Origin of the sequence: Kocuria varians (assembly GCF_006539885.1) — a bacterium.
Lineage (GTDB): Bacteria > Actinomycetota > Actinomycetes > Actinomycetales > Micrococcaceae > Kocuria > Kocuria varians.
In genome coordinates, this window is record NZ_BJNW01000011.1 from 43,424 (window position 1) to 64,806 (window position 21,383).

Annotated in this window: 18 protein-coding genes and 2 tRNA genes; 14 read left to right on the plus strand and 6 right to left on the minus strand. The window is 71.2% G+C overall.

Going from position 1 to position 21,383, the window contains the following annotated elements; genetic code table 11:
* The first annotated feature begins 21 nt into the window (after positions 1–21).
* The 4 genes from KVA01_RS07200 to KVA01_RS07215 are packed head-to-tail and all read left to right on the plus strand — an operon-like array spanning position 22 to position 6,421.
* The gene (locus tag KVA01_RS07200; RefSeq protein ID WP_141269514.1) at positions 22–1,860 is read left to right on the plus strand and encodes a siderophore-interacting protein; all 1,839 of its coding nucleotides are present in this window, start codon (positions 22–24) and stop codon (positions 1,858–1,860) included.
* Between the two features lie 6 nt (positions 1,861–1,866).
* Complete coding sequence (locus KVA01_RS12945) at positions 1,867–3,666, plus strand: ABC transporter transmembrane domain-containing protein (protein ID WP_068468985.1); 1,800 nt, start codon at positions 1,867–1,869, stop codon at positions 3,664–3,666.
* Complete coding sequence (locus tag KVA01_RS07210; protein ID WP_068468987.1) at positions 3,663–5,567, plus strand: ABC transporter ATP-binding protein; 1,905 nt, start codon at positions 3,663–3,665, stop codon at positions 5,565–5,567. The genes KVA01_RS12945 and KVA01_RS07210 overlap by 4 nt, the downstream gene beginning before the upstream one ends.
* On the plus strand, positions 5,564–6,421 hold the full coding sequence (locus KVA01_RS07215) for a 4'-phosphopantetheinyl transferase family protein (protein ID WP_197461453.1): 858 nt from the start codon (positions 5,564–5,566) through the stop codon (positions 6,419–6,421). Before KVA01_RS07210 ends, KVA01_RS07215 begins: the two co-directional genes overlap by 4 nt.
* Here KVA01_RS07215 and KVA01_RS07220 read toward each other — a convergent pair.
* Positions 6,351–7,241 carry an acyl-CoA thioesterase gene (locus KVA01_RS07220; RefSeq protein ID WP_068468988.1) on the minus strand — a complete coding sequence of 297 codons (891 nt, stop codon included), beginning with the start codon at positions 7,239–7,241 and terminating at the stop codon, positions 6,351–6,353. The two genes, KVA01_RS07215 and KVA01_RS07220, sit on opposite strands and share 71 nt — an antisense overlap.
* 44 nt (positions 7,242–7,285) lie before the next feature.
* On the opposite strand from KVA01_RS07220, the gene KVA01_RS07225 reads away from it, so the two are divergent.
* Together KVA01_RS07225 and KVA01_RS07230 are read left to right on the plus strand one after the other, a co-directional pair.
* Positions 7,286–7,753, plus strand: a complete 468-nt coding sequence (locus KVA01_RS07225) for an acyl-CoA thioesterase (protein WP_068468990.1) — start codon at positions 7,286–7,288, stop codon at positions 7,751–7,753.
* Entirely contained in the window at positions 7,750–8,454 is a 705-nt protein-coding gene (locus KVA01_RS07230) for a DUF8185 domain-containing protein (RefSeq protein ID WP_068468992.1), read from the plus strand. Before KVA01_RS07225 ends, KVA01_RS07230 begins: the two co-directional genes overlap by 4 nt.
* Before the next feature lie 63 nt (positions 8,455–8,517).
* Here KVA01_RS07230 and KVA01_RS07235 read toward each other — a convergent pair whose 3' ends face one another.
* Positions 8,518–8,928 (minus strand): globin, encoded by a 411-nt coding sequence (locus KVA01_RS07235; protein ID WP_068469053.1) that lies wholly within the window; start codon positions 8,926–8,928, stop codon positions 8,518–8,520.
* 116 nt (positions 8,929–9,044) lie between these two features.
* A complete protein-coding gene (gene pepN / locus KVA01_RS07240; protein ID WP_141269539.1) occupies positions 9,045–11,630 on the minus strand; it encodes an aminopeptidase N in 2,586 nt (861 codons plus the stop codon).
* A gap of 211 nt (positions 11,631–11,841) precedes the next feature.
* Here pepN and KVA01_RS07245 point away from each other — a divergent pair, with 211 nt between their 5' ends.
* The gene (locus KVA01_RS07245) at positions 11,842–12,354 is read left to right on the plus strand and encodes a ribose-5-phosphate isomerase (protein ID WP_068469054.1); all 513 of its coding nucleotides are present in this window, start codon (positions 11,842–11,844) and stop codon (positions 12,352–12,354) included.
* Between the two features lie 12 nt (positions 12,355–12,366).
* Complete coding sequence (locus tag KVA01_RS07250) at positions 12,367–13,290, plus strand: Fpg/Nei family DNA glycosylase (RefSeq protein ID WP_068468996.1); 924 nt, start codon at positions 12,367–12,369, stop codon at positions 13,288–13,290.
* A 178-nt stretch (positions 13,291–13,468) separates the two neighbouring features.
* Here the strand turns inward: KVA01_RS07250 and KVA01_RS07255 are convergent.
* A tRNA-Gly gene (locus KVA01_RS07255) sits at positions 13,469–13,539 on the minus strand.
* Positions 13,540–13,736: 197 nt separating this feature from the next.
* On the opposite strand from KVA01_RS07255, the gene KVA01_RS07260 reads away from it, so the two are divergent.
* The 6 genes from KVA01_RS07260 to KVA01_RS07285 all read left to right on the plus strand — a co-directional run bounded on the left by KVA01_RS07260 (position 13,737) and on the right by KVA01_RS07285 (position 18,927).
* Positions 13,737–13,809, plus strand: a tRNA-Pro gene (locus KVA01_RS07260).
* A gap of 101 nt (positions 13,810–13,910) precedes the next feature.
* Positions 13,911–15,242, plus strand: coding sequence for a trigger factor (tig, locus tag KVA01_RS07265; RefSeq protein ID WP_068468998.1), 1,332 nt, complete (start codon positions 13,911–13,913; stop codon positions 15,240–15,242).
* 295 nt (positions 15,243–15,537) lie between these two features.
* Positions 15,538–16,140, plus strand: coding sequence for an ATP-dependent Clp protease proteolytic subunit (locus KVA01_RS07270; RefSeq protein ID WP_055083911.1), 603 nt, complete (start codon positions 15,538–15,540; stop codon positions 16,138–16,140).
* A gap of 50 nt (positions 16,141–16,190) precedes the next feature.
* On the plus strand, positions 16,191–16,853 hold the full coding sequence (locus KVA01_RS07275; RefSeq protein WP_068469000.1) for an ATP-dependent Clp protease proteolytic subunit: 663 nt from the start codon (positions 16,191–16,193) through the stop codon (positions 16,851–16,853).
* 145 nt (positions 16,854–16,998) lie between these two features.
* Positions 16,999–18,294, plus strand: a complete 1,296-nt coding sequence (clpX, locus tag KVA01_RS07280) for an ATP-dependent Clp protease ATP-binding subunit ClpX (RefSeq protein ID WP_068469001.1) — start codon at positions 16,999–17,001, stop codon at positions 18,292–18,294.
* Positions 18,295–18,324: 30 nt separating this feature from the next.
* Positions 18,325–18,927, plus strand: a complete 603-nt coding sequence (locus KVA01_RS07285) for a mycothiol-dependent nitroreductase Rv2466c family protein (protein WP_141269516.1) — start codon at positions 18,325–18,327, stop codon at positions 18,925–18,927.
* Between the two features lie 174 nt (positions 18,928–19,101).
* Here the strand turns inward: KVA01_RS07285 and KVA01_RS07290 are convergent, their stop codons facing one another.
* Positions 19,102–20,133 (minus strand): alpha/beta fold hydrolase, encoded by a 1,032-nt coding sequence (locus KVA01_RS07290; protein WP_170221129.1) that lies wholly within the window; start codon positions 20,131–20,133, stop codon positions 19,102–19,104.
* Between the two features lie 100 nt (positions 20,134–20,233).
* Entirely contained in the window at positions 20,234–21,271 is a 1,038-nt protein-coding gene (locus KVA01_RS07295) for a hypothetical protein (RefSeq protein ID WP_141269520.1), read from the minus strand.
* Positions 21,272–21,383 lie beyond the last annotated feature (112 nt).

Consider the following 21,383-nt stretch of genomic DNA (forward strand, 5'->3'; position numbering starts at 1 on the left):
ACCAGGAGGAGAGAGCACCCCATGCAACGCACCACCCGTGAGACCACCGTCTACCCGATCGCGATCCGTGAGCTGCAGGTGCAGCGGGTCGAGGACCTGAGCCCGCACATGCGCCGGGTGGTGCTGGGCGGGCCGGGCCTGGACGACCACGAGCGCAACGGCGTGGCGATCCCACCGTTCCGCAGCACCGGCTTCGACGACGACGTCAAGATCATCGTCCCGGACCCGGTGACCGGGCTGTGCCCCATCCCGGAGCCGCAGCCCGGAGGCACCGTCGCCTGGAGCGAGGAGTCCGTGGCCCTGGCCCGCACCTACACCGTGCGCTCGGTGGACCCGGAGACCGGGGAGATCGCCATGGACTTCGTGCTCCACGGCACCGGGCTCGCCTCGGGCTGGGCGCGGCGCGTGACCCCGGGGGAGAGCGTCTACGTGGCCGGCCCCAAGGCCTCGACCGCCGCTCCCACGGACGTGGACTGGATGCTGCTCGCCGGGGACGACACCGCCCTGCCCGCGATCGCCCGCGCCCTGGAGGACCTGCCCCGCGGCACGCGCGTGCACGCCGTCGTCGAGGTCGCCACCGCGGCGGACCGGATCGAGCTGCGCTCGGACGCGGACGTGAGCCTCACGTGGGCCGTGCGCGAGAACGGGGAGGACCTCGTCTCGGCCGTGCAGGGCATCGAGTGGTGGCCCGGCGAGGCGTTCGCCTGGGTGGCCGGGGAGGCGCTGGGGATCAAGCCCCTGCGCCGCTGGCTGCGCGAGGAACGCGGCGTCACGCGCGAGCACACGGACATCTCCGGCTACTGGCGCCGCCGCGACGTCGTGAGCGTGGCCGACTCCCCGGACGTCGTGGACGTCGGGGCCACCGGGCCCTCCGCCGAGGCGCGGCTGCACGAACTCACGGAGCTCACTCCCGCGCTCGTCGTGCGCTCGGCGATCGCCCTGGGTGTCTTCTCCCACGTGGACGACGGCGCCGCGAGCGTCCCCGAGCTCGCCCGCGCCCTGGATCTGCCCGAGGACTCCGTCCAGCGCCTCGTGCGGGCGCTGCGCGTGTACGACCTGCTGAGCGAGGACGCCGAGGGCCGCCTGGGCCTCACCGAGATGGGCGTGCTGCTCGCGGACCCCGAGTCCCGCACGGTGCGCTCGATCTCCCGGGCCGCCACCGTGCGCGAACTCGCGCTCGCGGGTCTCGACCGCGCACTGGCCACCGGCAGCGCGGTCCCCGTGGACACTGCCGGGCGGTACTGGGACGAGCGCTGCGCTCAAGACACCGCGCTCGCCGCGGAAGCGGATGACCACGTGGCCGAGGAGGCCTGGTTCACCGCGCCCGCCATTCCGGCCGCTGTGGGCCTGGACGGCTCCGCCACCGTGGTCTTTGCCGGCCCGGGCTGCGGCGTCTACGCGGACGAGACCATGCGCCGCGTCCCCGGGCTGCGGGCCGTGCTCGCCGGTTCGGAAACCGAGGTCCGCCGCGGACTGGCCGACGTCGCCGCGGTGCGCCGCGAGCACGTCGCCACCCTGGTGACCCCCGTGCCGGGCGACGTCCCGGACGGCACCGACACCCTGCTGCTGCTCGACCCGTTCGCCTCGCTGCCCGGCACGGAGCACGCGGACGTGCTGCGCCGGGCCGTGGAACGCGCGCGCCGCGTCGTCGTCGTCTCCGCCCTCGTGGACCACGAGAACCCGGACGAGTACGACGTCGAGGAGGACCTGCGCCGGCTCTGCCTCAGCGGCGGCGAGATCCCCACGCGCCGTCGACTCTCCGCGCTCGCCGCGGACGCCGGCGCCATCGTCCACGACGTCAGCGCCGTGGGCTGGGGCGTGTGGGCCGTGGAGCTGCGCCCCCTCACCGGGACGGTGTGATCGCGGGTGCGGACACTGCTCGAACCGCCGGTGGACGAGGACCGCAGGACGTACCTCTCCATTACGCAGGACACCACCCCCGCCGGTCTCGTGGGCCAGGTGCTGCGCTCGCGGCCCGGGCTGACCGTGGGCGCGGCGATGCTCGCAGTGACGCACCAGCTCGGCGAGGTGCTCGTGCCCGTGGTCGTGGGGCGTGCGCTGGACGGGCCGATCGCCGCCGGTGACGCCCGCGGCACCGTGCTCGTGGTGCTGCTGCTCGCGGTCGTGTTCGCGGTGCTCTCCTTCTCCTACCGAATCGGTGGGCGGATGGGCCACGCGGCCATGAGCTACGTGGAGCACGAGCTGCGCATGCGCGTCACGGACACCCTGACCCGGCCCGAGGGCTCGGGCGGTCGTGCCCGCACCACCGGTGACCTGATGACCGTGGCCGGCACCGACGCCTCCGCCGTGGCCCGCACCAAGCTGCTCGCGTTCCTGCCGGTGGGAGAGCTCGCCGCCGTGGTGGTGGGCGGCGCGGTGCTCGTGACGGTGTGGTGGCCGCTCGGCGTGGGTGTCCTGGTGGGTGCCGCGGTGACCGCGTTCGTCGCGGACCGCCTGGCCGCCCCGCTCGCGGCGCGCCAGCACCGCGCCCAGGAGACGGCCGGTGCCGCCGCGGACTCCGCGGTGGACCACCTGACGGGGCTGCGCGTCGTCGCCGGCCTCGGTGCCGGACGGGAGGCGGCGCGCCGCTACCGTTCGACGTCGCACACCGCCCTGCGTGCCGCCCTGACCGCCAATGTGAGCCGGGGGATGCTCAGCGCCGTGACGCAGCTGGCTGGCGGCGTCTTCGTGGTGCTCACCGCCGTGGTCGCCATGCAGCAGACCATGGTGGGGCGGCTGTCCGTCGGGGACCTCGTGGTGGTCGTGGCCGTGTCCCAGCTGCTCGTGGATCCCATGACCGTGCTCGGACGCAACGTGGGGGTCGTGTGGGCCACGGGCCTCGCCTCCGCTCGCCGTGTGCTCGCGGTGCTGCAGGCCCCGCCGCGCGAGCACCACGACCCCGAGGACGACGACGCCGCCCTCCTCCCGGGCGCCTCCGAGCTCCTCGTCGTGGACGCGCCCGCGGCCGCCAAGCCCGCGCTGCTCGATCTGCTGGCCGGTCCGCGGCGGATCACCGCCCACGAGAACGCCCTGGCGGCCTCCGGCGACGACCACGTGTTCGACGCCCCCGTGCACCGCAACGTGGGCTTCGACCACGCCCCGGCCGAGACCGTGGAGCGGTGCCTGGACGTCGCCCAGTGTCGCGAGTTCCTCGACCCGGTGACGCCCGCGAGCGGTCCCACCACCGCTGACCACGACCGCACGCAGGAGCCCGAGGACCGCTCGACCAGCACCGGCGAGGCCGGCCGCCACCTCTCCGGCGGCCAGCGCCAACGCGTGGTCCTGGCCCGCGCGCTCGCCGCGGACGCCCCGCTGCTCGTGCTCGACGAGCCCACCTCCGCCCTGGACACCGTGACCGAGGTGACCGTGGCGCAGGCCGTGGCCGCCCACCGCAGCGGCAGCGCCACCGTGGTGTTCACGGCCTCTGAGGTGTGGCACGCGCTGGCGGACCGCGTGGTGACCGTGCCCGCCACGGAGACCGAGTGCACGCATGAGAACGGTGCACACGAGCACCAGGCGCACGAGGACCGGACACCCGAGAACCGGATGCACGAAGACCGGGCGCACGAAAATTCAGCGGGGGAGAACGCAGCGCACCGGACGGACGGCCCCCATCCGGTCCGCCCCGCAACCGCGGGGGCCAGCAGCTCGGAGGCCGCACGGTGAGCACCCTCCAGAACTCCCGCGCCGCCGCCGCGCGCGGTTCGGTCGACAACGCTCCGCAGACCCTGCCCACCGCCGGCAGCCGCGAGGTGCTCTCAGCCGTCGGACAGCGGTTGCGCCCCCAGCTCGTCCGGGTGCTCGGCTCCCTCGCGGTGCTGCTCGCCTCGGCGGGCTGCGGCCTCGTGCTGCCGCTCGTGCTGGGCCGCGTGGTGGACGCCGTGACCGGCACGGACACCCAGCACCCCCTGGTGGGCGACGGCGACCCGTGGCGCGTGCTCGCGGTGCTCCTCGGCGCCCTCGTGCTGGGTTCCGTGCTCAACGGTCTGGGCACCGCCTGGTCCGCGGGCGCGGCGGACCGCGTGGTGGCGGACCTGCGCGAGGAGGCCGTGGCCGCGGCACTGACCCTGGACCAGGAGCGCGCCGAGTCCCTGGGATCCGGCGAGGTGGTCTCCCGCTCCAGCGACGACGTCGCCGCCGTCACCTCCGCGGTCAACACCGCCCTGCCGTCCGCGATCGCCGCGGTGACGGGCATCGTGGTGACCACGGTCGGGATGGCCGGCATCCACTGGGCGTTCGCCGCGGTGCTCGTCGTCGTCACGGTGCCCGTCTACACCGTGGCGGTGCGCCGCTACCTGCGCGAGGCCCCGCCGCTCTACCGGGCGGAGCGCGCGCAGCGTGCCGTCCGTGCGGGCATGGTGCTCGACGCCGTCCGCGGCGCCCCGGTGCTGCGCGGCTTCGGTGCGCAGGGCTTCATGCGGCGTCGGCTCGTCGTGCCGTCGTGGCTCGTCTCCCGGCTCGTGGTGCTCACCCAGATCGCGACCACGCGCCTGTTCGGCGGGGTGAACCTCGCCGAGTTCTTGGGCCTGGCCGCGCTGCTCGGTACCACGTTCGCACTGCTCGGCAGCGGGACCGTGACCCTGGGTGCCGCGACCACCGCCGTGCTGTTCTTCCTGCGGCTCTACGGGCCCATCGGCACCGCGCTGATGATGCTCGACCAGCTGCAGTCCGCGTACACGTCCCTCGGCCGGATCGTGGGCCTCGCCCGGCTCGCTCCCGACGGCTCGGAGGCAGGCCCGTGGGCGGAACGCGGGGCTGTGGGGTCCCCGCCCCCGGACGCCGCCCCGGGCTCCGCGACGACGACGCCCGGTACCGGCCGCGAGCGCCCGAACGCGGACGTCGTCGTGCGCGATCTGGACGTCCACTACGGGGCCCGGCACGCCGTGCGCGAGGTCAGCATCGACGTCGAGCCGGAATCCTCGGTGGCCCTCGTGGGCGCCTCGGGGGCGGGGAAGTCCTCCCTGGCCGCGGTCGTGGCCGGTGTCCGCACGCCCACGCGCGGGACCGTGCGGATCGGCGGCGAGGACCCGCACGCCCTGCGGCCCGCCGACCGGGCCCGGCTGGTCGCGCTCATCTCCCAGGAGAGCCACGTCTTCGCGGGCACCCTGCGCGAGAACCTCACGTTGGCGTTGCCCGCCGCGGACGACGACGCCGTGTGGTCCGCCCTGGACACCGTGGGCCTGAGGGACTGGGCCCGCTCCCTGCCCGACGGTCTGGACACGCCCCTCGCGGACGGCGGCCCCGGCCTCGGGGACATGCGTTCCCAGCAGCTGTCCCTGGCCCGCGTGGCCCTGCTCGCGCCGAGCGTCGTCGTCCTGGACGAACCCGTGTCCCGCGCGGCGCGCAACGAGGCCGAGACCCTCGCCCGGGCGGTGCGCGCAGTGTGCCGCGGGCGCACCTCCGTCACGGTGATCCACCACCTGGACCAAGCCGCGCAGTGCGAGCGCATCCTCGTGATGTCCGACGGCGCGGTGATCGAGGACGGCGGGCACGAGAAGCTGCTCGCCACGGACGGGCGCTACGCCATGCTGTGGCACGCGTCCCACGCGCGGGAGGAAGAACCGTGAGCGAGTCCGGCGGCGCCCGCGCCGGTGGCCATGATGCCGACGCCGCTCACGGTCGGACCGGACCCGGCGACGGCTCGCCCGCGCACCCCTGTACCCACGACTCCGCCGGAGACGCGGCCGCCGACGCCGCCCGCGAGGCGTTCCATGCGCTCCTGCCACCGGGCGCGGTGGTCGTGGCACGCGGCCACGACGTCACAGCGACGCCGCGCGCGGAGGAGGCGGCCGCCGTCGCCGCGGCGGTGCCTTCGCGCGTCGCCGAGTTCGCCACGGGACGCTCGTGCGCCCACGAGGCCCTCGAACTGCTGGGCCGTCCCACCGCGGGCATCGGACGGGGAGAGCGCGGCGAGCCACTGTGGCCCCGCGGTGTGGTGGGAAGCATCACGCACTGCGAGGGGCTGCGTGCCGCCGCGGTCGCCAGGAGCGCAGACGTCCTGGGGCTCGGGATCGACGCGGAGCCGCACCTGCCCCTGCCCGAGGACGTCCTGGACCTGACGCTCACACCGGCGGAGCGGGACCGCGTGGCCGCGCTGGACCGCAGCCGCCCGGACGTCGCGTGGGGCCGGATTGTGTTCAGCCTCAAGGAGTCCGTCTACAAACTCTGGTACCCGCTGCGCCACGAGTGGCTGGGCTTCGAGGAGGTGGACGCCGTCGTCGCAACGGACGGGACGTTCACCGTGGCCCTGCCGCGACCGCTCCCCGCTCCCCACGGGGACGTGCTCACGGTGCGGGGCCGGTGGACGGTGACCGGCGGCCTGCTGCTCACGGCCGTGGCACTGACCCCGGTCAGTGGAACTCGGGCAGGCGCATCATGCCCTCCTGCACCGTGGTGGCGATCATCGCGCCGTCGCGGGTGAACATCTTGCCGATGGACAGCCCGCGTGCCGAGGACGCGCTCGGCGAGGTCTGCGTGTAGAGGATCCACTCGTCCGCGCGGGCGAAGCGGTGCCACCACATCGCGTGGTCCAGGGAGGCGACGTTCATGCCGCGTTCGCCCCAGGACCGGCCGTGGCGGCGCAGGATGGGCTCCATCATCGTGTAGTCGGACACGTAGGCCAGCGCCGCACGGTGGATCGCGGGATCGTCCGGCAGGGGCGCCAGAGCCTTGACCCACACCGCGTTGTAGGAGTCCGTGGAACCCTGCCACGGCAGGAACAGCGGCTGCGTGATGTAGCGCATGTCGAAGGGCCGCTCGAACGCCTGCGCGCGGGCCTCGGGGATGTCCAGCGCCCCGAGCGTTTCCCGCAGGGTCGGCAGCGACTCCGGGTCGGGGACGCCCGCGGGCATCTCGTCCTGGTGCTCGAGACCCTCCGCGGCGTCCTGGAAGGAGGCGATCACCGAGAGGATCGTCTTGCCCTCCTGGTAGGCGTGGATCCGCCGGGCGGAGAAGGACCGGCCGTCCCGCACGCGCTCCACGCCGAACGTGATGGGCAGGTTGATGTCCCCGCCGCGCAGGAAGTACGCGTGCAGCGAGTGGATGGCGCGTTCCGGGTCCACCGTGCGCATCGCGGCCATGGCGGCCTGGGCGAGCACCTGCCCGCCGTAGACCCGGGCGCGGGGCGTGGTGATGGTGTGCCCCACGAATATGTCCTCGGTGGTGCGGGCCCCGCCGCCGTCCGCGAGGTCGAGCATCTCGATGAGCGCGGCCACGGGTTCCTGGGTGGGATCGACAGTCATGGGCCCCACTCTAATCCGCGCCGTGGATGTGGTGTGATGGGAGCATGACTTCCCTCAACGTCCCCGTGCAGATGCGCTTCTTCGACCAGGACCAGTACGGCCACATCAACAACGTGACCATGCTGCGCTACTTCGAGGACGCCCGCGTGCGGCTCACCGCGTCACCCATCAAGAAGGACCCCGACCACGGGATCCCGGAGGACACCACGTTCCGCGAGTCCGTGGGGGAGCTGCGCTCCGTGGTGGCGCACCAGAGCGTGGACTACAAGGAGCAGCTGTTCTTCCGCATGGACCCGGTGATCGTGCGCACGTGGATCTCGAAGATCGGCGGCTCGTCCTTCACCATCTCCTACAGTCTCCAGGAGGAGGACGGCTCCCACGTGTACGCGCAGGGGGAGTCGGTGATCGTGATGATGGATCCGGAGACCGGCAAGAGCGTGAAGCTCTCCGAGGACCACAAGGCGCTGCTCGCCTCCCTGGAGGACGACGTCAAGTACGACCACGCCCGATGACACCCGCTCCCGAGAACCCTGTCGCGGGCTTCTCCCTGCTCGACCACCGCGACGCCGCGGACCTGGCCACCTACGTGAGCCGCGCCCGTTCCGTGGACCCGCAGGCCGCGGTCCGGCTGCAGGCCATGGGACAGGTGCTCGCGGTGTGGGTCTCGGTGATCCACCCCGCGGGCCTGCTGGACACCGCGCCCGTGGTGCTCGGCCTGCGCACCATCGGTCTCGCGGAGCCCTCCAGCCTGGACGCCACCGTGGCCGCCTCCGCCATCACGGACCGGCTGGCGCGGGTGGGCTCGGGGGGCAACGACGCCGCCCCGGTCTGGTTGACTGCCCCGCCCCAGGAGGTCTTCGCCTCCTGGGCGGGAATCCTTGCGCCGCGCAGCGGGTGGAGCGCCCTGGGAGCGGTTCCGGCGGCGCTCGTGCGCGACGTCGCCCGGATGGGCGTCCAGGCCGTCTCGGACGCTGTCCCCGCGGACTCCGGTGCGGCCGTCGTGCAGAAGGTGCGGGCCCGCGTGTGGGGTGCCGCCTCCGGATGGGGTCCCGCGGACGGTCCCGCCGTGCCGGACGGTGCCGCCTTCGCCCTGGACGTGCTCGGTTTCGTGCCGCCCTCCGCGCAGGAGGTCCACGTGGCCACCGAGCGCACGGGCCAGTGGGTGCGTCTGAGCACGGGCGTGGGCCACGTGCTGGTGAAGCTTCCGCGCTGAGGGCCGGTCCGACAGAGCACGAGGCCTTGCCGGACCAGCCGTCTGGAAATCAGCGCCCCGAGGTCAGCCCGGCCGGTTGACCATCGCGTGGGCGGCGCGCTCGAAGTAGTCCCACATGATGCCGTCGTGCAGCGGGGAGAGCTCCACGGCGTCCATGGCTGCGCGCATGTGCGCCAGCCATGTCTCGCGCGCCCACGTGTCCACCGGGAACGGAGCGTGGCGCATCCGCAGCCTCGGGTGGCCCCGCTGCTCGGAGTACGTGGTGGGCCCGCCCCAGTACTGCTCCAGGAACATCCGCAGCCGCTCCTCGGCGGGGCCCAGGTCCTCCTCGGGGTACAGCGCCTTGAAGTCCGGGTCCTCAGCCACGCGTGCGTAGAACTCGTGGGTGAGCTTCACGAACGTCTCGTGCCCGCCCACCTGCGCGTAGAACGAGTCCGACGACGCCGCCTCGGCCGCCTCGCGCGCGTCCCCCACCTGCTGCGGGGGCTGCGTCACGGAGCCGCCCGCGGAGCGGGAGCCCACGGCACCGAGCGTGAACGTGCGACGCCCTGCCGGGGGAGCGGCCTGCGGATCGGTGGGGCCGGACTCGCTCACCGGGCGGCCCCGGCGTCGTCGGCCTCACCCAGCGCGACGGCGTCGACCTGCTGGGCGCGCACGGCGCGGCGGACCGCGTCCTGGCGTTCCAGGACGATGCGTCGCAGCCCGCTCAGCGCGGGGTCCAGGGCGTCGAGGAAACGCTGCGCCTCGTCCACGACCTCCTGGCTCGTGTGGCGGGGGAACAGGCCCACGGCGATCTGCTGCGCGAGCTCGTGGGTGCGGTCCTTCCACACGCCCGTGACGTCCGCGAAGTAGCGCTGCGCGTACGGGGTGACCAGGGCGTCGTCGTGCACGCGGAAGAACCCGGCGATCGCGGCCTGCTGCTGCGAGTTGGGCAGGGCGCCCTCCTCGACCACGAGTCGCCACGTCTCCGCCTTGGCCTCGGGCGTGGGGATCGCTGCCGACGCCGTGGCCGCCGCGATCGCGCCCGTCTCGGTGTTGTCCTCGCGCAGGGCCGCGGCGATGTCCTCGGCGCCCTTGCGGCCGGCGGCCACGAGGGCGGTCAGCACGGACCAGCGTGTGTCGGTGTCCAGTTCGACGCCCTCCGGCACGCCCTCGCCCTTGGCGAAGCCCGCCACGCGGTCGAGCTGCGCATCGGTGCACGCGCGGCGCAGGAAGGCGCGGAAGAACTGCCACTGGTGGTCGGAGCCGGCATCGGACGCCTCGGTGAGACGCCACAGCTCGTCGGCGGCGGACTCGCGCACGGCCTGCGCGTGCTCCGGGGCCAGGTAGTGGTCCAGGGCGGTGTCGAGCTGGCGCAGCTGCACCTGGACGGCGGTGGAGTCCGTCTCGTGGCCCACGTTGGCGAGCGCCAGGCGCACGTAGTCGCTCGCCGGGCTCACGCCGTCGTGCACCGAGTCCCACGCCGCGGCCCACACCAGGGAGCGCGGCAGGGACTCGTCGAAGTCGCCCAGGTGGTTCATGGCGGTCGCGAGCGAGCACTCGTCCAGGCGGATCTTGGCGTAGGCGAGGTCGTCGTCGTTGAGCAGCACCAGGTCCGGGCGCTCACGGCCCACGAGGTCGGGCACCTGGGTGAGCTCGCCGTCCACGTCCAGCTCCACGCGCAGCGTGCGGGTCAGGCGTCCCGTGTCCTCACGGTGGTCGTAGAAGCCCACGGCCACGCGGTGCGGGCGCAGGGTGGGGTGGCCCTCCTGGCCGATCTGCTCGATGGCGAAGGAGGTGATCACGCCGTCCGCGTCCGCGGTGATGCGGGGGATCAGGGTGTTCACGCCCGCGGTCTCGAGCCAGCGCTCGGACCACTGCTTCAGGTCGCGTCCGCTCGCCGCCTCCAGCTCCACCATGAGGTCGGAGAGCTCGGTGTTGGACCACGCGTGCTTGCCGAAGTAGCGGTTGAGTCCGGCCATGAACTCCTTCTGACCAACCCATGCCACGAGCTGCTTGAGCACGGAGGCGCCCTTGGCGTACGTGATGCCGTCGAAGTTCACGAGCACGGCCTCGAGGTCCGGGATCTCGGCCTTGATGGGGTGCGTGGTGGGCAGCTGGTCCTGCGCGTAGCCCCAGGACTTCTCGCCGGCGGCGAACGTGGTCCACGCGTTGGTGTACTTGGTGTTCTGGGCGCACGCGAGCGTGGACATGTACTCGGCGAAGGACTCGTTGAGCCACAGGTCGTTCCACCAGCGCATGGTCACGAGGTCCCCGAACCACATGTGCGCGAGCTCGTGCAGCACGGTGATGGCCCGGCGCTCCACGCGCGCCTGCGCGGGCTTGGAGCGGAAGATGTAGGACTCCACGAACGTCACGGCGCCCGCGTTCTCCATGGCACCGGCGTTGAACTGCGGCACGAAGAGCTGGTCGTACTTCTCGAACGGGTAGGGGACGCCGAACTGCGACTCGTAGAACTCGAAGCCCTGCTTGGTGATCTCGAACATCTCGTCCGCGTCCATGTAGTCGAACAGGGAGCGGCGGGCGAACAGGCCCAGGTCGATCGTGCGCCCGTCCGCGGAGACCAGGCTGTCCGTGGTCTTCAGGTAGGGGCCGGCGATCAGCGCGGTGACGTAGCAGGACATCACGGGCGTGGGGGAGAAGTCCCAGCGGGCCACGCCGTCAGAGACGGCCACGGGCTCGGGGGTGGGCTGGTTGGAGACCACCTGCCACGCGGCGGGGGCCGTGACCGAGAACTCGAACGTGGCCTTGAGGTCCGGCTGCTCGAAGACCGGGAACATGCGCCGGGTGTCCGCGACCTCGAACTGCGAGTATAGGTACACCTCACCGTCCGCCGGGTCCACGAAGCGGTGCAGGCCCTCGCCGGTGTTCATGTAGTACATCGTGGACTCGACCACGAGCTCGTTGCTCGCCGCGAGGCCCGGGAGCTGGATGCGCTCGCCGTCGCTGACCTCCGCCGGGTCCAGGGAGGAGCCGTTGAGGGTCACGGACTCCACGGACGCCGTGATCGCGTCGATGAACGTCTCGGAACCGGGTTCGGCGGTGAACGCCGCGGTGGTGCGCACGGTGAAGGTCTCCGGGCCCGTGGTGAGATCCAGGGCCACGCGGTAGGACTGCACCGACACGGTCTGCGCGCGCTGGGCGGCCTCCGCTCGGGTCAGGTTGGTTCCGGGCACGACGGCGTTCCTCTCCTCGACGACTACTTCCATGACCGCGCGGGGCATCTGGCCATTATGGCAGTCGCGGCAACTCCCCGGTGGTCCCGGCCGGCACGGGGCCTGCGGGGCGGTCGGCGATATGGTGGGGACCACGTCCTGTCCTTGCGGCGTGCCACACGTCCGGTGCGCGGGGGACACCCGGGAACCCACCTAGGAGTTGCAGAAGACCATGCGCGTGCACATCGCCACCGACCATGCGGGACTCGAGCTGTCCCACTACCTCATGGAGCGCCTCACCGAGGAGGGCTTCGAGCTGATCGACCACGGCCCGGAGGAGTACGACGCCGTGGACGACTACCCCGCGTTCTGCATCAGCGCCGCCATGGGGGTGCGCGAGGACCGCGAGAACGGCCTGGACTCGCTGGGCATCGTGCTGGGCGGCTCCGGCAACGGCGAGCAGATGGCCGCGAACAAGGTGCAGGGCATCCGCGCCGCGCTGGCCTGGAACCAGGACACCGCCAAGCTGGCCCGCGAGCACAACGACGCCCAGGTGGTCTCCCTCGGCGGCCGCCAGCACGAGAAGGAGGAGGCGCTCGCTCTCGTGCTCACGTTCCTGCGCGAGCCGTTCTCCGGCGACGAGCGCCACGTGCGCCGGATCGAGCAGCTCGCGGAGTTCGAGCGCACGGGTGACATCGCGGGCAAGCTCTCCGCGATCACCCCGCGCCCCTTCACGCGCGGCTGAGCGGGGCACCCCGTGCCGGAAGGCCACTCGATCCACCGACTTGCCCGCCAGCTCGGTGACCTCTTCACGGGTCAGCGGCTGAGCGTGTCCAGCCCCCAGGGGCGCTTCTCCGCCGGGGCGCAGCTGCTCGACGGCCGGGTGCTCACGCGTGCCCGCGCCCACGGCAAGCACCTGTACCTGGACTTCGCGGCACCGCAGGACCCGCAGGACGTGCTCGTGATGCGCTCGCACCTGGGCATCTACGGGGCGTGGAGCTTCGTGGGGGACGAGACGTCCGCGGCGGCGTCGTCGATCGGCGCCCCGCGGCGGGTGGGGGAGCGCGAGTCCGGTTCCTCGCAGGCCCCGGCCGTGGCGCACGACGACGCCGGGCGCGTGGTCCCCGAGGCGCCCGTGGGTGCCGTGCGGGCCCGGCTCGCGGGGGAGCACGGGTGGGCGGACCTGCGCGGCCCCGCGCTGTGCGCGGTGGAGACGCCGGAGGAGGCCCGGGCCGCCGAGGCGAAGCTCGGCCCCGATCCGCTGGACCCGGACGCGGACCCCGCTCCCTTCCTGGCGAAGGCGGGCCGCAGCCGGCGGGCGATCGGCGTGCTGCTCATGGAGCAGGACGTGGTCTCGGGGATCGGCAACATCTTCCGCGCCGAGTCGCTGTTCCGGCGCGGAGTGAACCCGATGACCCCGGGAACGTCCCTCACGCCCGAGGACCTGCGGGGGCTGTGGGACGAGAACGTGGCGCTCATGGACGTGGGCGTGCGCGTGGGACGCATCATCACCACGGACCCCGAGGACCGGCCGGGCATCCCGGAGTCGGAGGCGTGGCCCGAGCACGCGAACTACGTCTACCACCGCCACGGTCAAGACTGCCTGCGCTGCGGGGCCACCGTCCTGAAGAAGGACCTGAACGGGCGCGGCCTCTACTGGTGCCCCGTCTGCCAGGCCTGAGCGGCCGGCTGACGGCCCGTCCGGTCTGCTCGGGCGACGACGCCGCGCGGCACCCGGCCGCGCGGCGTCGTCGTTCCCGGGTGGCACACCGGGACCGGGCGAGGAGGGCGCAAGATACGAAAAACCCCGCAGTGCGAGGTCTGCGGGGTGTGATCGGAACGGCGAATCTGCCACTGTGAGGGGGCGACGGGAATCGAACCCGCGTAGCCAGTTTGGAAGACTGGGGCTCTACCATTGAGCTACGCCCCCGGGAACGATGACGACAGTACACGAGCACCCCTGGCGGCTGCCACCCGCGGGCGCTCATGGCGTGCTTTCCCGGCCCGGAGCCCGCGACACGATAGACTGTCGTGTTGTCGGCCCGCCCGCGGGCGCGTCGGCACCCGTCCCGTGCGCGTCCCAGAGCGTTGCGCGCGGTCACGGAGCACGTGCCGAGCACGTGACCACGGGGTGTAGCGCAGTGGCTAGCGCGCCTGCTTTGGGAGCAGGAGATCGCAGGTTCGAGTCCTGTCACCCCGACGTCTGGGCGCCACGGCCGCGTGCCGTGACGCCCGTGGACCCACCGGACCGACCCCGGTCCGTTGCAGCAAGCACCCAACGACCCCAGGAGTACAGCGGAAGTGAAGAGCGCCGTCGAGAAACTCAATCCCACCGAGGCGAAGATCACCATTGACATCACCTACGCGGATCTGAAGCCCTTCCTGCAGGAGACCTACAAGGAGCTGGGCAACCAGATCCAGATCCCCGGTTTCCGCAAGGGCAAGATCCCCGCCAAGCTCATCGAGCAGCGCGTGGGCTTCGACTTCGTGGTGGAGAACGCGCTGAACGAGGGGCTCAACTCCTTCTACCAGCAGGCGCTGGCGGAGAACGAGCTGACCCCGCTCTCCCAGCCCCAGGTGGAGGTCCTCTCCAAGCCGGAGGAGGACAACCGCGAGGCGGACACCAAGGTGGAGATCTCCGTGGCCATCCGCCCCGAGATCGAGCTGCCGGACTACAAGGGCCTCGAGGTCGAGGTCCAGGCGCGCGAGGCCTCCGCCGAGGACGAGCAGAAGGCCCTGGACGAGCTGCGCGCCCGCTTTGGCACGCTGAAGTCCGTGGACCGTCCCGCCGCCGAGGGTGACCACGTGACCCTCGACCTGCAGGCGCTGGTGGACGGCGACGAGGTCGACGCCGCCAACGACCTCTCCTACGAGGTGGGCTCCGGCACCATGCTCGAGGGCATCGACGAGGCCGTGACCGGTCTCTCCGCCGGCGAGGACGCCACGTTCGAGACCACCCTGGCCGGTGGCGAGCACTCCGGTGCGCAGGCCACCGTCAAGGTCAAGGTCACCGCCGTCAAGGAGCGCGAGCTGCCCGAGGCGGACGACGAGTTCGCGCAGCTGGCCTCCGAGTTCGACACCATCGACGAGCTCAAGGAAGACCTGAAGAAGCAGGTCGCCGAGTCCGCCGTGGTGGAGCAAGGCATCGAGGCCCGCGACAAGGTGCTCGAGAAGCTCGTGGAGCTCATCGAGGTCCCCGTGCCGGAGAAGGTCATCGAGGACCAGCTCGCCCAGCACTTCGACTCCGAGCAGGCCCAGGCCTCCGCGGAGCCGGGTCACGACACCGAGGAGCACCGCGCGGAGGTCCGCAAGAACGCCGAGACCGCGTTCCGCAACGAGATCATCCTCGACGCCGTGGCCGAGGCCGAGGAAGTCGGTGTGGAGCAGTCCGAGCTCATCGACTACATCATCAACATGTCCCAGCAGTACGGCATGGACCCGAACCAGTTCGCGCAGATGCTCGACGGTTCCGGCCAGGCCGGGATGATGGTGGGCGAGGTGCGCCGCCGCAAGGCCCTGGCCAAGGTCCTGGAGCAGGCCACCGTGAAGGACTCCAATGGCAAGGCCGTGGACCTCTCCTCCTTCGTGGGCACCGCGGACGACGCCGCCGAGGACGCTGCCGAGACCGAGTGACCACCGCGCGCCGTCGGCTCCCGAGCCCCCGGCGCGAGGCCCTGAAACGCCACGGCGACCCCGCACGAACGCGGGGTCGCCGTGGCGTTTCGCTGTCCGCGTGCCACCATGCGCCAGAAGCGAACAGCCCGGAACACCGCGGCCCGTGCGAGGAGGCGGCCACTACGCTCTGAGACAGCAAGTGTTCATGGGTCCGGGCGTGCCGTCGGGGCGGTCGGACCCGTCCAGAAGAAAGAGGGCATTCATGACCTCCACTCCCATTCAGCCGTACGGTGCCGCACCGGTCACTCCGCGCATGGAGGACATGGCACCGGGTGGTCAGGACGACTACGTCTACAACCGTCTGCTCAAGGAGCGCATCATCTGGCTGGGCTCCGAGGTGCGCGACACCAACGCGAACCTGATCTGCTCCCAGATGCTCCTGCTCTCGGCGGAGGACCCCGAGGCGGACATCTACCTCTACATCAACTCCCCGGGCGGCTCGGTGACCGCCGGCATGGCCATCTACGACACCATGCAGCTGATCCCCAACGACGTCGTGACCGTGGCCACCGGCCTCGCCGCGTCCATGGGCCAGTTCCTGCTCTCCTCCGGGACCAAGGGCAAGCGTTACGCGACCCCCAACGCCCGGATCCTCATGCACCAGCCCTCGGGCGGCATGGGCGGCACCGCCTCGGACATCCGCGTGCAGGCCGAGCTGATCCTGTCCATGAAGCAGCGCCTCGCGGAACTGACCGCGGAGCAGACCGGCCAGAGCCTCGAGACCATCCTGCGCGACAACGACCGTGACAACTGGTTCGACGCCCAGCGCGCCCTGGAGTACGGCTTCTTCGACCAGATCGCGCAGTCCGCCGGCAACGTGACCGGTGGCGGCGGGACCATGAAGGACTCCCAGTAGGCACCGGCGCCCGCGCCACGAACCATCCCCAGACTTCTCAGGACGGACCAATGAATTTGCCCCACGCCACCGCACCGCAGCTGCCCAGCAGCCGCTACGTGATCCCCGACTTCGAGGAACGCACCCCCTACGGCTACCGCCGTCAGAACCCGTACACCAAGCTGTTCGAGGACCGCATCATCTTCCTGGGCGTCCAGGTGGACGACACCTCCGCAGACGACATCATGGCGCAGCTGCTCGTGCTCGAGTCCCAGGACCCGGACCGCGACATCACCATGTACATCAACTCCCCGGGCGGTTCGTTCACGGCCATGACGGCCATCTACGACACCATGCAGTACATCCGCCCGGAGATCCAGACCGTGTGCCTGGGCCAGGCGGCGTCGGCGGCCTCCGTGCTGCTCGCCGGCGGCACCCCGGGCAAGCGCCTCGCGCTTCCCAACGCCCGCGTGCTGATCCACCAGCCCGCCATGGAGGGCCAGGGCGGCGGCCAGGCCTCGGATATCGAGATCCAGGCCAACGAGATCATGCGCATGCGCACGTGGCTGGAGGAGACCATGGCGCTGCACACGAACAAGGACGTGCAGCAGATCAACCGTGACATCGAGCGCGACAAGATCCTCACGGCCAAGGAAGCGCAGGAGTACGGCATCATCGACCAGGTGCTGGACTCCCGCAAGATCAACAAGCCCTCCACCGTCACCCAGGCCTGAGAGCACGGGGGAGCGGACCGCACGGCGGCCACGGCGCAGACGCTTCGCGCTGTGGCCGTCATGGCTGTCCGGATGATTGGGCGCGCCGCGATCGGCTCGCCTAGAGTGGTGGCAGACCCGTCGAGACGAAGTGTGAGGCTGATACATGGCGCGCATCGGAGAGAGCGTCGACCTGCTCAAGTGCTCCTTCTGCGGCAAGAGCCAGAAGCAGGTGCGCAAACTCATCGCCGGTCCGCGCGTCTACATCTGCGACGAGTGCATCGAGCTGTGCAACGAGATCATCGAGGAGGAGCTCACCGAGGTCACGGAGACGGACCAGACGGAGCTTCCCCGGCCGCAGCAGATCTACGACCACCTCCAGGAGTACGTGATCGGGCAGGAGCCCGCCAAGCGTGCCCTGGCCGTGGCGGTGTACAACCACTACAAGCGCATTCGTGCGGGGGTCTCCGGGCACACGCTGTCCATCGCGGGCTCGGAGGGGGACGAGGAGGCCATCGAGGTCGCCAAGTCCAACATCCTGGTCGTGGGCCCCACCGGCTCCGGCAAGACCTACCTGGCGCAGTCGCTCGCCAAGAAGCTGGACGTCCCGTTCGCCGTGGCGGACGCCACGTCCCTGACCGAAGCGGGGTACGTCGGTGAAGACGTGGAGAACATTCTTCTCAAACTCATCCAGGCCGCTGATTTCGATCTCAAGAAGGCGGAGCACGGGATTATTTACATCGACGAGATCGACAAGATTTCTCGTAAATCGGAGAACCCCTCGATCACGCGTGATGTTTCGGGCGAAGGGGTCCAGCAGGCGCTCCTGAAGATCCTGGAAGGGACCGTGGCCTCCGTGCCGCCGCAGGGCGGTCGCAAGCACCCCCAGCAGGAGTTCCTGCACCTGGACACCACCAACGTGCTGTTCATCGTGGCCGGCGCGTTCGCCGGTCTCGAGGAGATCGTCCAGCAGCGCACCGGCAAGAAGGGCATCGGCTTCGGGGCGCCCATCAAGGACACCTCGGAGGTGGACCTCACGGGCCAGGTGCAGCCGGAGGACCTGCTGAAGTTCGGGCTGATCCCGGAGTTCATCGGGCGGCTGCCAGTGGTGACCACCCTCTCCAAGCTCTCGGTCCCGGACATGGTGCGGATCCTCACGGAGCCCCGCAACGCCCTGGTCAAGCAGTACCGCAAGCTGTTCCAGCTGGACGGCGTGGAGCTGACCTTCGACCCCCAGGCCCTGGAGGCCATCGCGGAGCTCGCCATCGAGCGCGGCACGGGTGCACGCGGTCTTCGCGCGATCCTCGAGGACATCCTCATGCCGGTCATGTTCGACCTGCCGGGCCGGGACGACATCGCCGCTGTGCTCGTGACCGAGGACGCCGTGGCGAAGATCGCGGACCCCGAGATCTTCACGCACGAGATGATCGAGGCCGAGCGGCGACGTCACAAGTCCGCGTGAGACCGCGGAGAACGCACGAAAGGATTCAGTATGTCTGAGAAGCAGCACGTCGATTTCTGGTTCGACCCCCTCTGCCCGTGGGCGTGGATGACCTCCCGCTGGATGGAGGAGGTCGTGCGCATCCGGGACGTGGACGTGGACTGGAAGATCATCTCCCTGGGCATCCTCAACGAGGACAACCCCGAGAACCACCACCACGGTCACGACGAGTCCATGTGGCTCGTGCGCGTGATCCAGGCCGCGGCCGAGCAGCACGGCGGCGAGTACTACAAGAAGCTCTACGACGCCATGGGCTCCCGTCGTCACCCCGGTGGCATGCAGGACCTCGAGGCGATCATCACCGAGTCCCTCGCAGAGGTCGGTCTGCCGGCAGACCTCGCCGCGGCCAAGGACTCCACCGAGTACGACGACGCCATCCGGGCCTCCACGGACGAGGCCCGTGCCGTGGCGGGTCAGGACATCGGCACCCCGTGCATCGCCGTGAACGGCGTGGGCTTCTTCGGTCCCGTGTTCACCCCGGCGCCCAAGGGCGAGGAGGCCGGCAAGGTCTGGGACGGCGCCCTGGCGCTGGCGTCCTACCCCGGCTTCTACGAGCTCAAGCGCGGGCGCGAGAAGGGCCCGGACTTCAGCTGAGTCCGCTCCCGCACAGCGAGTGACAGACCCCGCCCCGGCGGCCTGTGAAGGTCACCGGGGCGGGGGTGTGTCGTCCTCGGGGCTGCCCCGCGAGCCGCTCCAGGTGAGCCCGTCCCGCCGTTCGGGCGCCCGGGGGGGCGTGCCGTTACCGCCTCCGGCCGAAACCAGGCGGGATTAGTGCCGGTCCATGCCGTCCGTGAGGGCCCCGACGGCGTCGGCAAATGCCCGGGGCTGGGCGTTCATGACGTCGTGCGCGGCCCCGTCGACGATCCGCTCCTCCGGGTGTCCGAGCCGGTCCCGGGTGTCCTGGAGAGAGCCCCCGGATCGGGTGTCCTCCGCACCCCAGATGATGGCGCGGGGAACGGTGACCGCGCGCGTCTGGTCCTCCTGCAGATGCAGGATGCCGCTGCGCCCGGCGCTGCCCAGCAGGGAGTGCTCCACGTCCCCCTGGATGAGCGGGCGCATCCACTGCTGGGCGAGGCGGGCGCCGTCGTCACCGTCGAATGCCGTGCACGCGGAGCCGCACGAGCCGGCCAAGGCCGCGCGGTTGAGCCACGTGAAGCGGGTAAAGATCCGGTACGCGCTCGTGGTGTACGGCAGGCGGGCGATGCGGGCCCGCCAGGTGCCGTCACCGAAGTTCAGGTCCTGGGCGTCGCCGTCCGCGAAGATCACACCGCCCACGTCCTCCGGATGCCACAGCGCGGTTCCCCCGGCCACGGCCGCGCCCAGGGAGTGGCCGACGACGACGGGCCGGGGAATTCCCAGCGCCCGGATCGAGCCCGCGACGAGGTCCGCCTGCAACCGCACGTCCTCGGTGTCCCCGCCGCGGGTGTAGCCGAATCCGGGGAGGTCGAACGCGTAGACGTCCCGGCCCTGCGCGGCGATCAGGGGTGCGGTGGCGCGGAAGGCGACCGTGGACTCCGCGAAGCCGGGGAGCAGGACCACGGGCGCGGGGTCGGCGGAGGTGTGCTTCCCGGTCGCGGCCCAGTGCTCGTAGTGGACGGCCACGCCGCTTACGTCCGCGTACGCGCCCGCCTCGGGTTCGAGGGTGTCGGGCGGGGTGGTTACGGCGTTGCCCACCACGCTGGCAACCGTGAGCAGCACGAGACCGACGACGCCGACCTGCACCGCGCGGCGCAGGATGCGGCCGGTCCGTCGCAGGAACCGGCAGTCGCCGGAACGGGGAGGCGCGGAGGGCAGAGTCACCCGTCCATCATCACCCACGGGGGGCTGGAAAATGTACTGCGGCGGCGCTACTTGGCCCTGCTGAGCACCGGCAGTTCTTCCACGTCCCGTGGTGCGGGAATCACTTCACCTCGACAGTGCTCTCCAGCGTCGAGTTGCCCAGGTAGTGGCCGACGGTCGCCAAGTGGGTTTCCGCGGCGGCGGACTCGTCGGCCGACTGGATCACGGCGCAGACCCCGCCGTGGGACATCTCTGCCAGAGACGCGGCTTCGTACTCCTTGTAGTCGGCGTTGCCGCTGAGGGCTCCCACGCCACTCTCCGACACCGCGTACTGGAACGGTCGCCAGTGGTGCCCGTTCGCGGTGGCTCCCGTCTCTTTCAGCTGCTCCTCGGTGGCGGCGTTGGAGCACAGCGCGCCCCAGGCACCCTTCAGCTGCGTAGGCATTGCGGCGTTGAGGTCCTTCTGCGCGTTGGGGCTGAAGATCCGGAAGTTGATGTCATTGTCCTTCAACGTGGTCCCGTTGAGGTCGGCCAGTTTGTCGTTGCTGCCCACGGCCTCGCTGGGCTCGGGCGCTCCCGTGGCCTTGTCGGTCTCGGCAGAGGTCTCGGACGGCGCGAGCGACGTCGTCCCGTTGACGGTGGCGTGCGTGACGTCGTGCGGGTAGTCGTGGTCCGAGGCGAGCACCACCGTCTTCTTTTGTCCCGCGACCACCTCGTACTCGTCGCTGGAGAACGCGTTGTGCACTTCGATGACCCGGTTCTCGGCGTCACCGCTCTCGCTCTCGGCGGCGTCGTAGTCGTTGAGGTAGTCGCCGACCATCGTGTATTCGACGAGCTCGCCCTCGGGAGTGGTGAAGGAGGCGCTGCTGGCACTGACCGGTTGCGTGCCGTGGATGTTGTCCACTGTCACGGCGAGGAAGTGCAGGGGCGTCTCCGACTTCTTCATCAGCGTGCGTGCTTCCTCGACCCCGGCCGGGGCTGCCACGTCCGCTGTGGCCCTGAACGCCACGCCGTCGTCTCCGGAGCCCTCCCAGTTCGTCACGCCCTCGTACGTGCCGTGGTCGGAGGCCTCCTGCGAGGAGCCGGTCCTGTTCTGACCGGCAGAGCAACCGGTGAGCGCGAGGAGGACCACGGCAGCGAGGGAGAGGGACTTCTTCATTGGACCGAGCTTTCTGGCGTAAGGGGGGGCTCCCCACGCGGGGAGGAGTCGGTGGTTCATGCGGAGAGCGACCCGGTGGCCTGTCGAGGTCACCGGGTCGCTCTCCGACGCG

Excerpts from the sequence above, each read along its gene's own strand:
- KVA01_RS07200 (WP_141269514.1), top strand. The coding sequence starts at position 22 with ATGCAACGCACCACCCGTGAGACCACCGTCTACCCGATCGCGATCCGT.
- KVA01_RS07220 (WP_068468988.1), bottom strand. The coding sequence starts at position 7,241 with ATGACTGTCGATCCCACCCAGGAACCCGTGGCCGCGCTCATCGAGATG.
- KVA01_RS07225 (WP_068468990.1), top strand. The coding sequence starts at position 7,286 with ATGACTTCCCTCAACGTCCCCGTGCAGATGCGCTTCTTCGACCAGGAC.
- KVA01_RS07230 (WP_068468992.1), top strand. The coding sequence starts at position 7,750 with ATGACACCCGCTCCCGAGAACCCTGTCGCGGGCTTCTCCCTGCTCGAC.
- KVA01_RS07245 (WP_068469054.1), top strand. The coding sequence starts at position 11,842 with ATGCGCGTGCACATCGCCACCGACCATGCGGGACTCGAGCTGTCCCAC.
- KVA01_RS07270 (WP_055083911.1), top strand. The coding sequence starts at position 15,538 with ATGGAGGACATGGCACCGGGTGGTCAGGACGACTACGTCTACAACCGT.
- KVA01_RS07275 (WP_068469000.1), top strand. The coding sequence starts at position 16,191 with ATGAATTTGCCCCACGCCACCGCACCGCAGCTGCCCAGCAGCCGCTAC.
- clpX (WP_068469001.1), top strand. The coding sequence starts at position 16,999 with ATGGCGCGCATCGGAGAGAGCGTCGACCTGCTCAAGTGCTCCTTCTGC.
- KVA01_RS07285 (WP_141269516.1), top strand. The coding sequence starts at position 18,325 with ATGTCTGAGAAGCAGCACGTCGATTTCTGGTTCGACCCCCTCTGCCCG.
- KVA01_RS07295 (WP_141269520.1), bottom strand. The coding sequence starts at position 21,271 with ATGAAGAAGTCCCTCTCCCTCGCTGCCGTGGTCCTCCTCGCGCTCACC.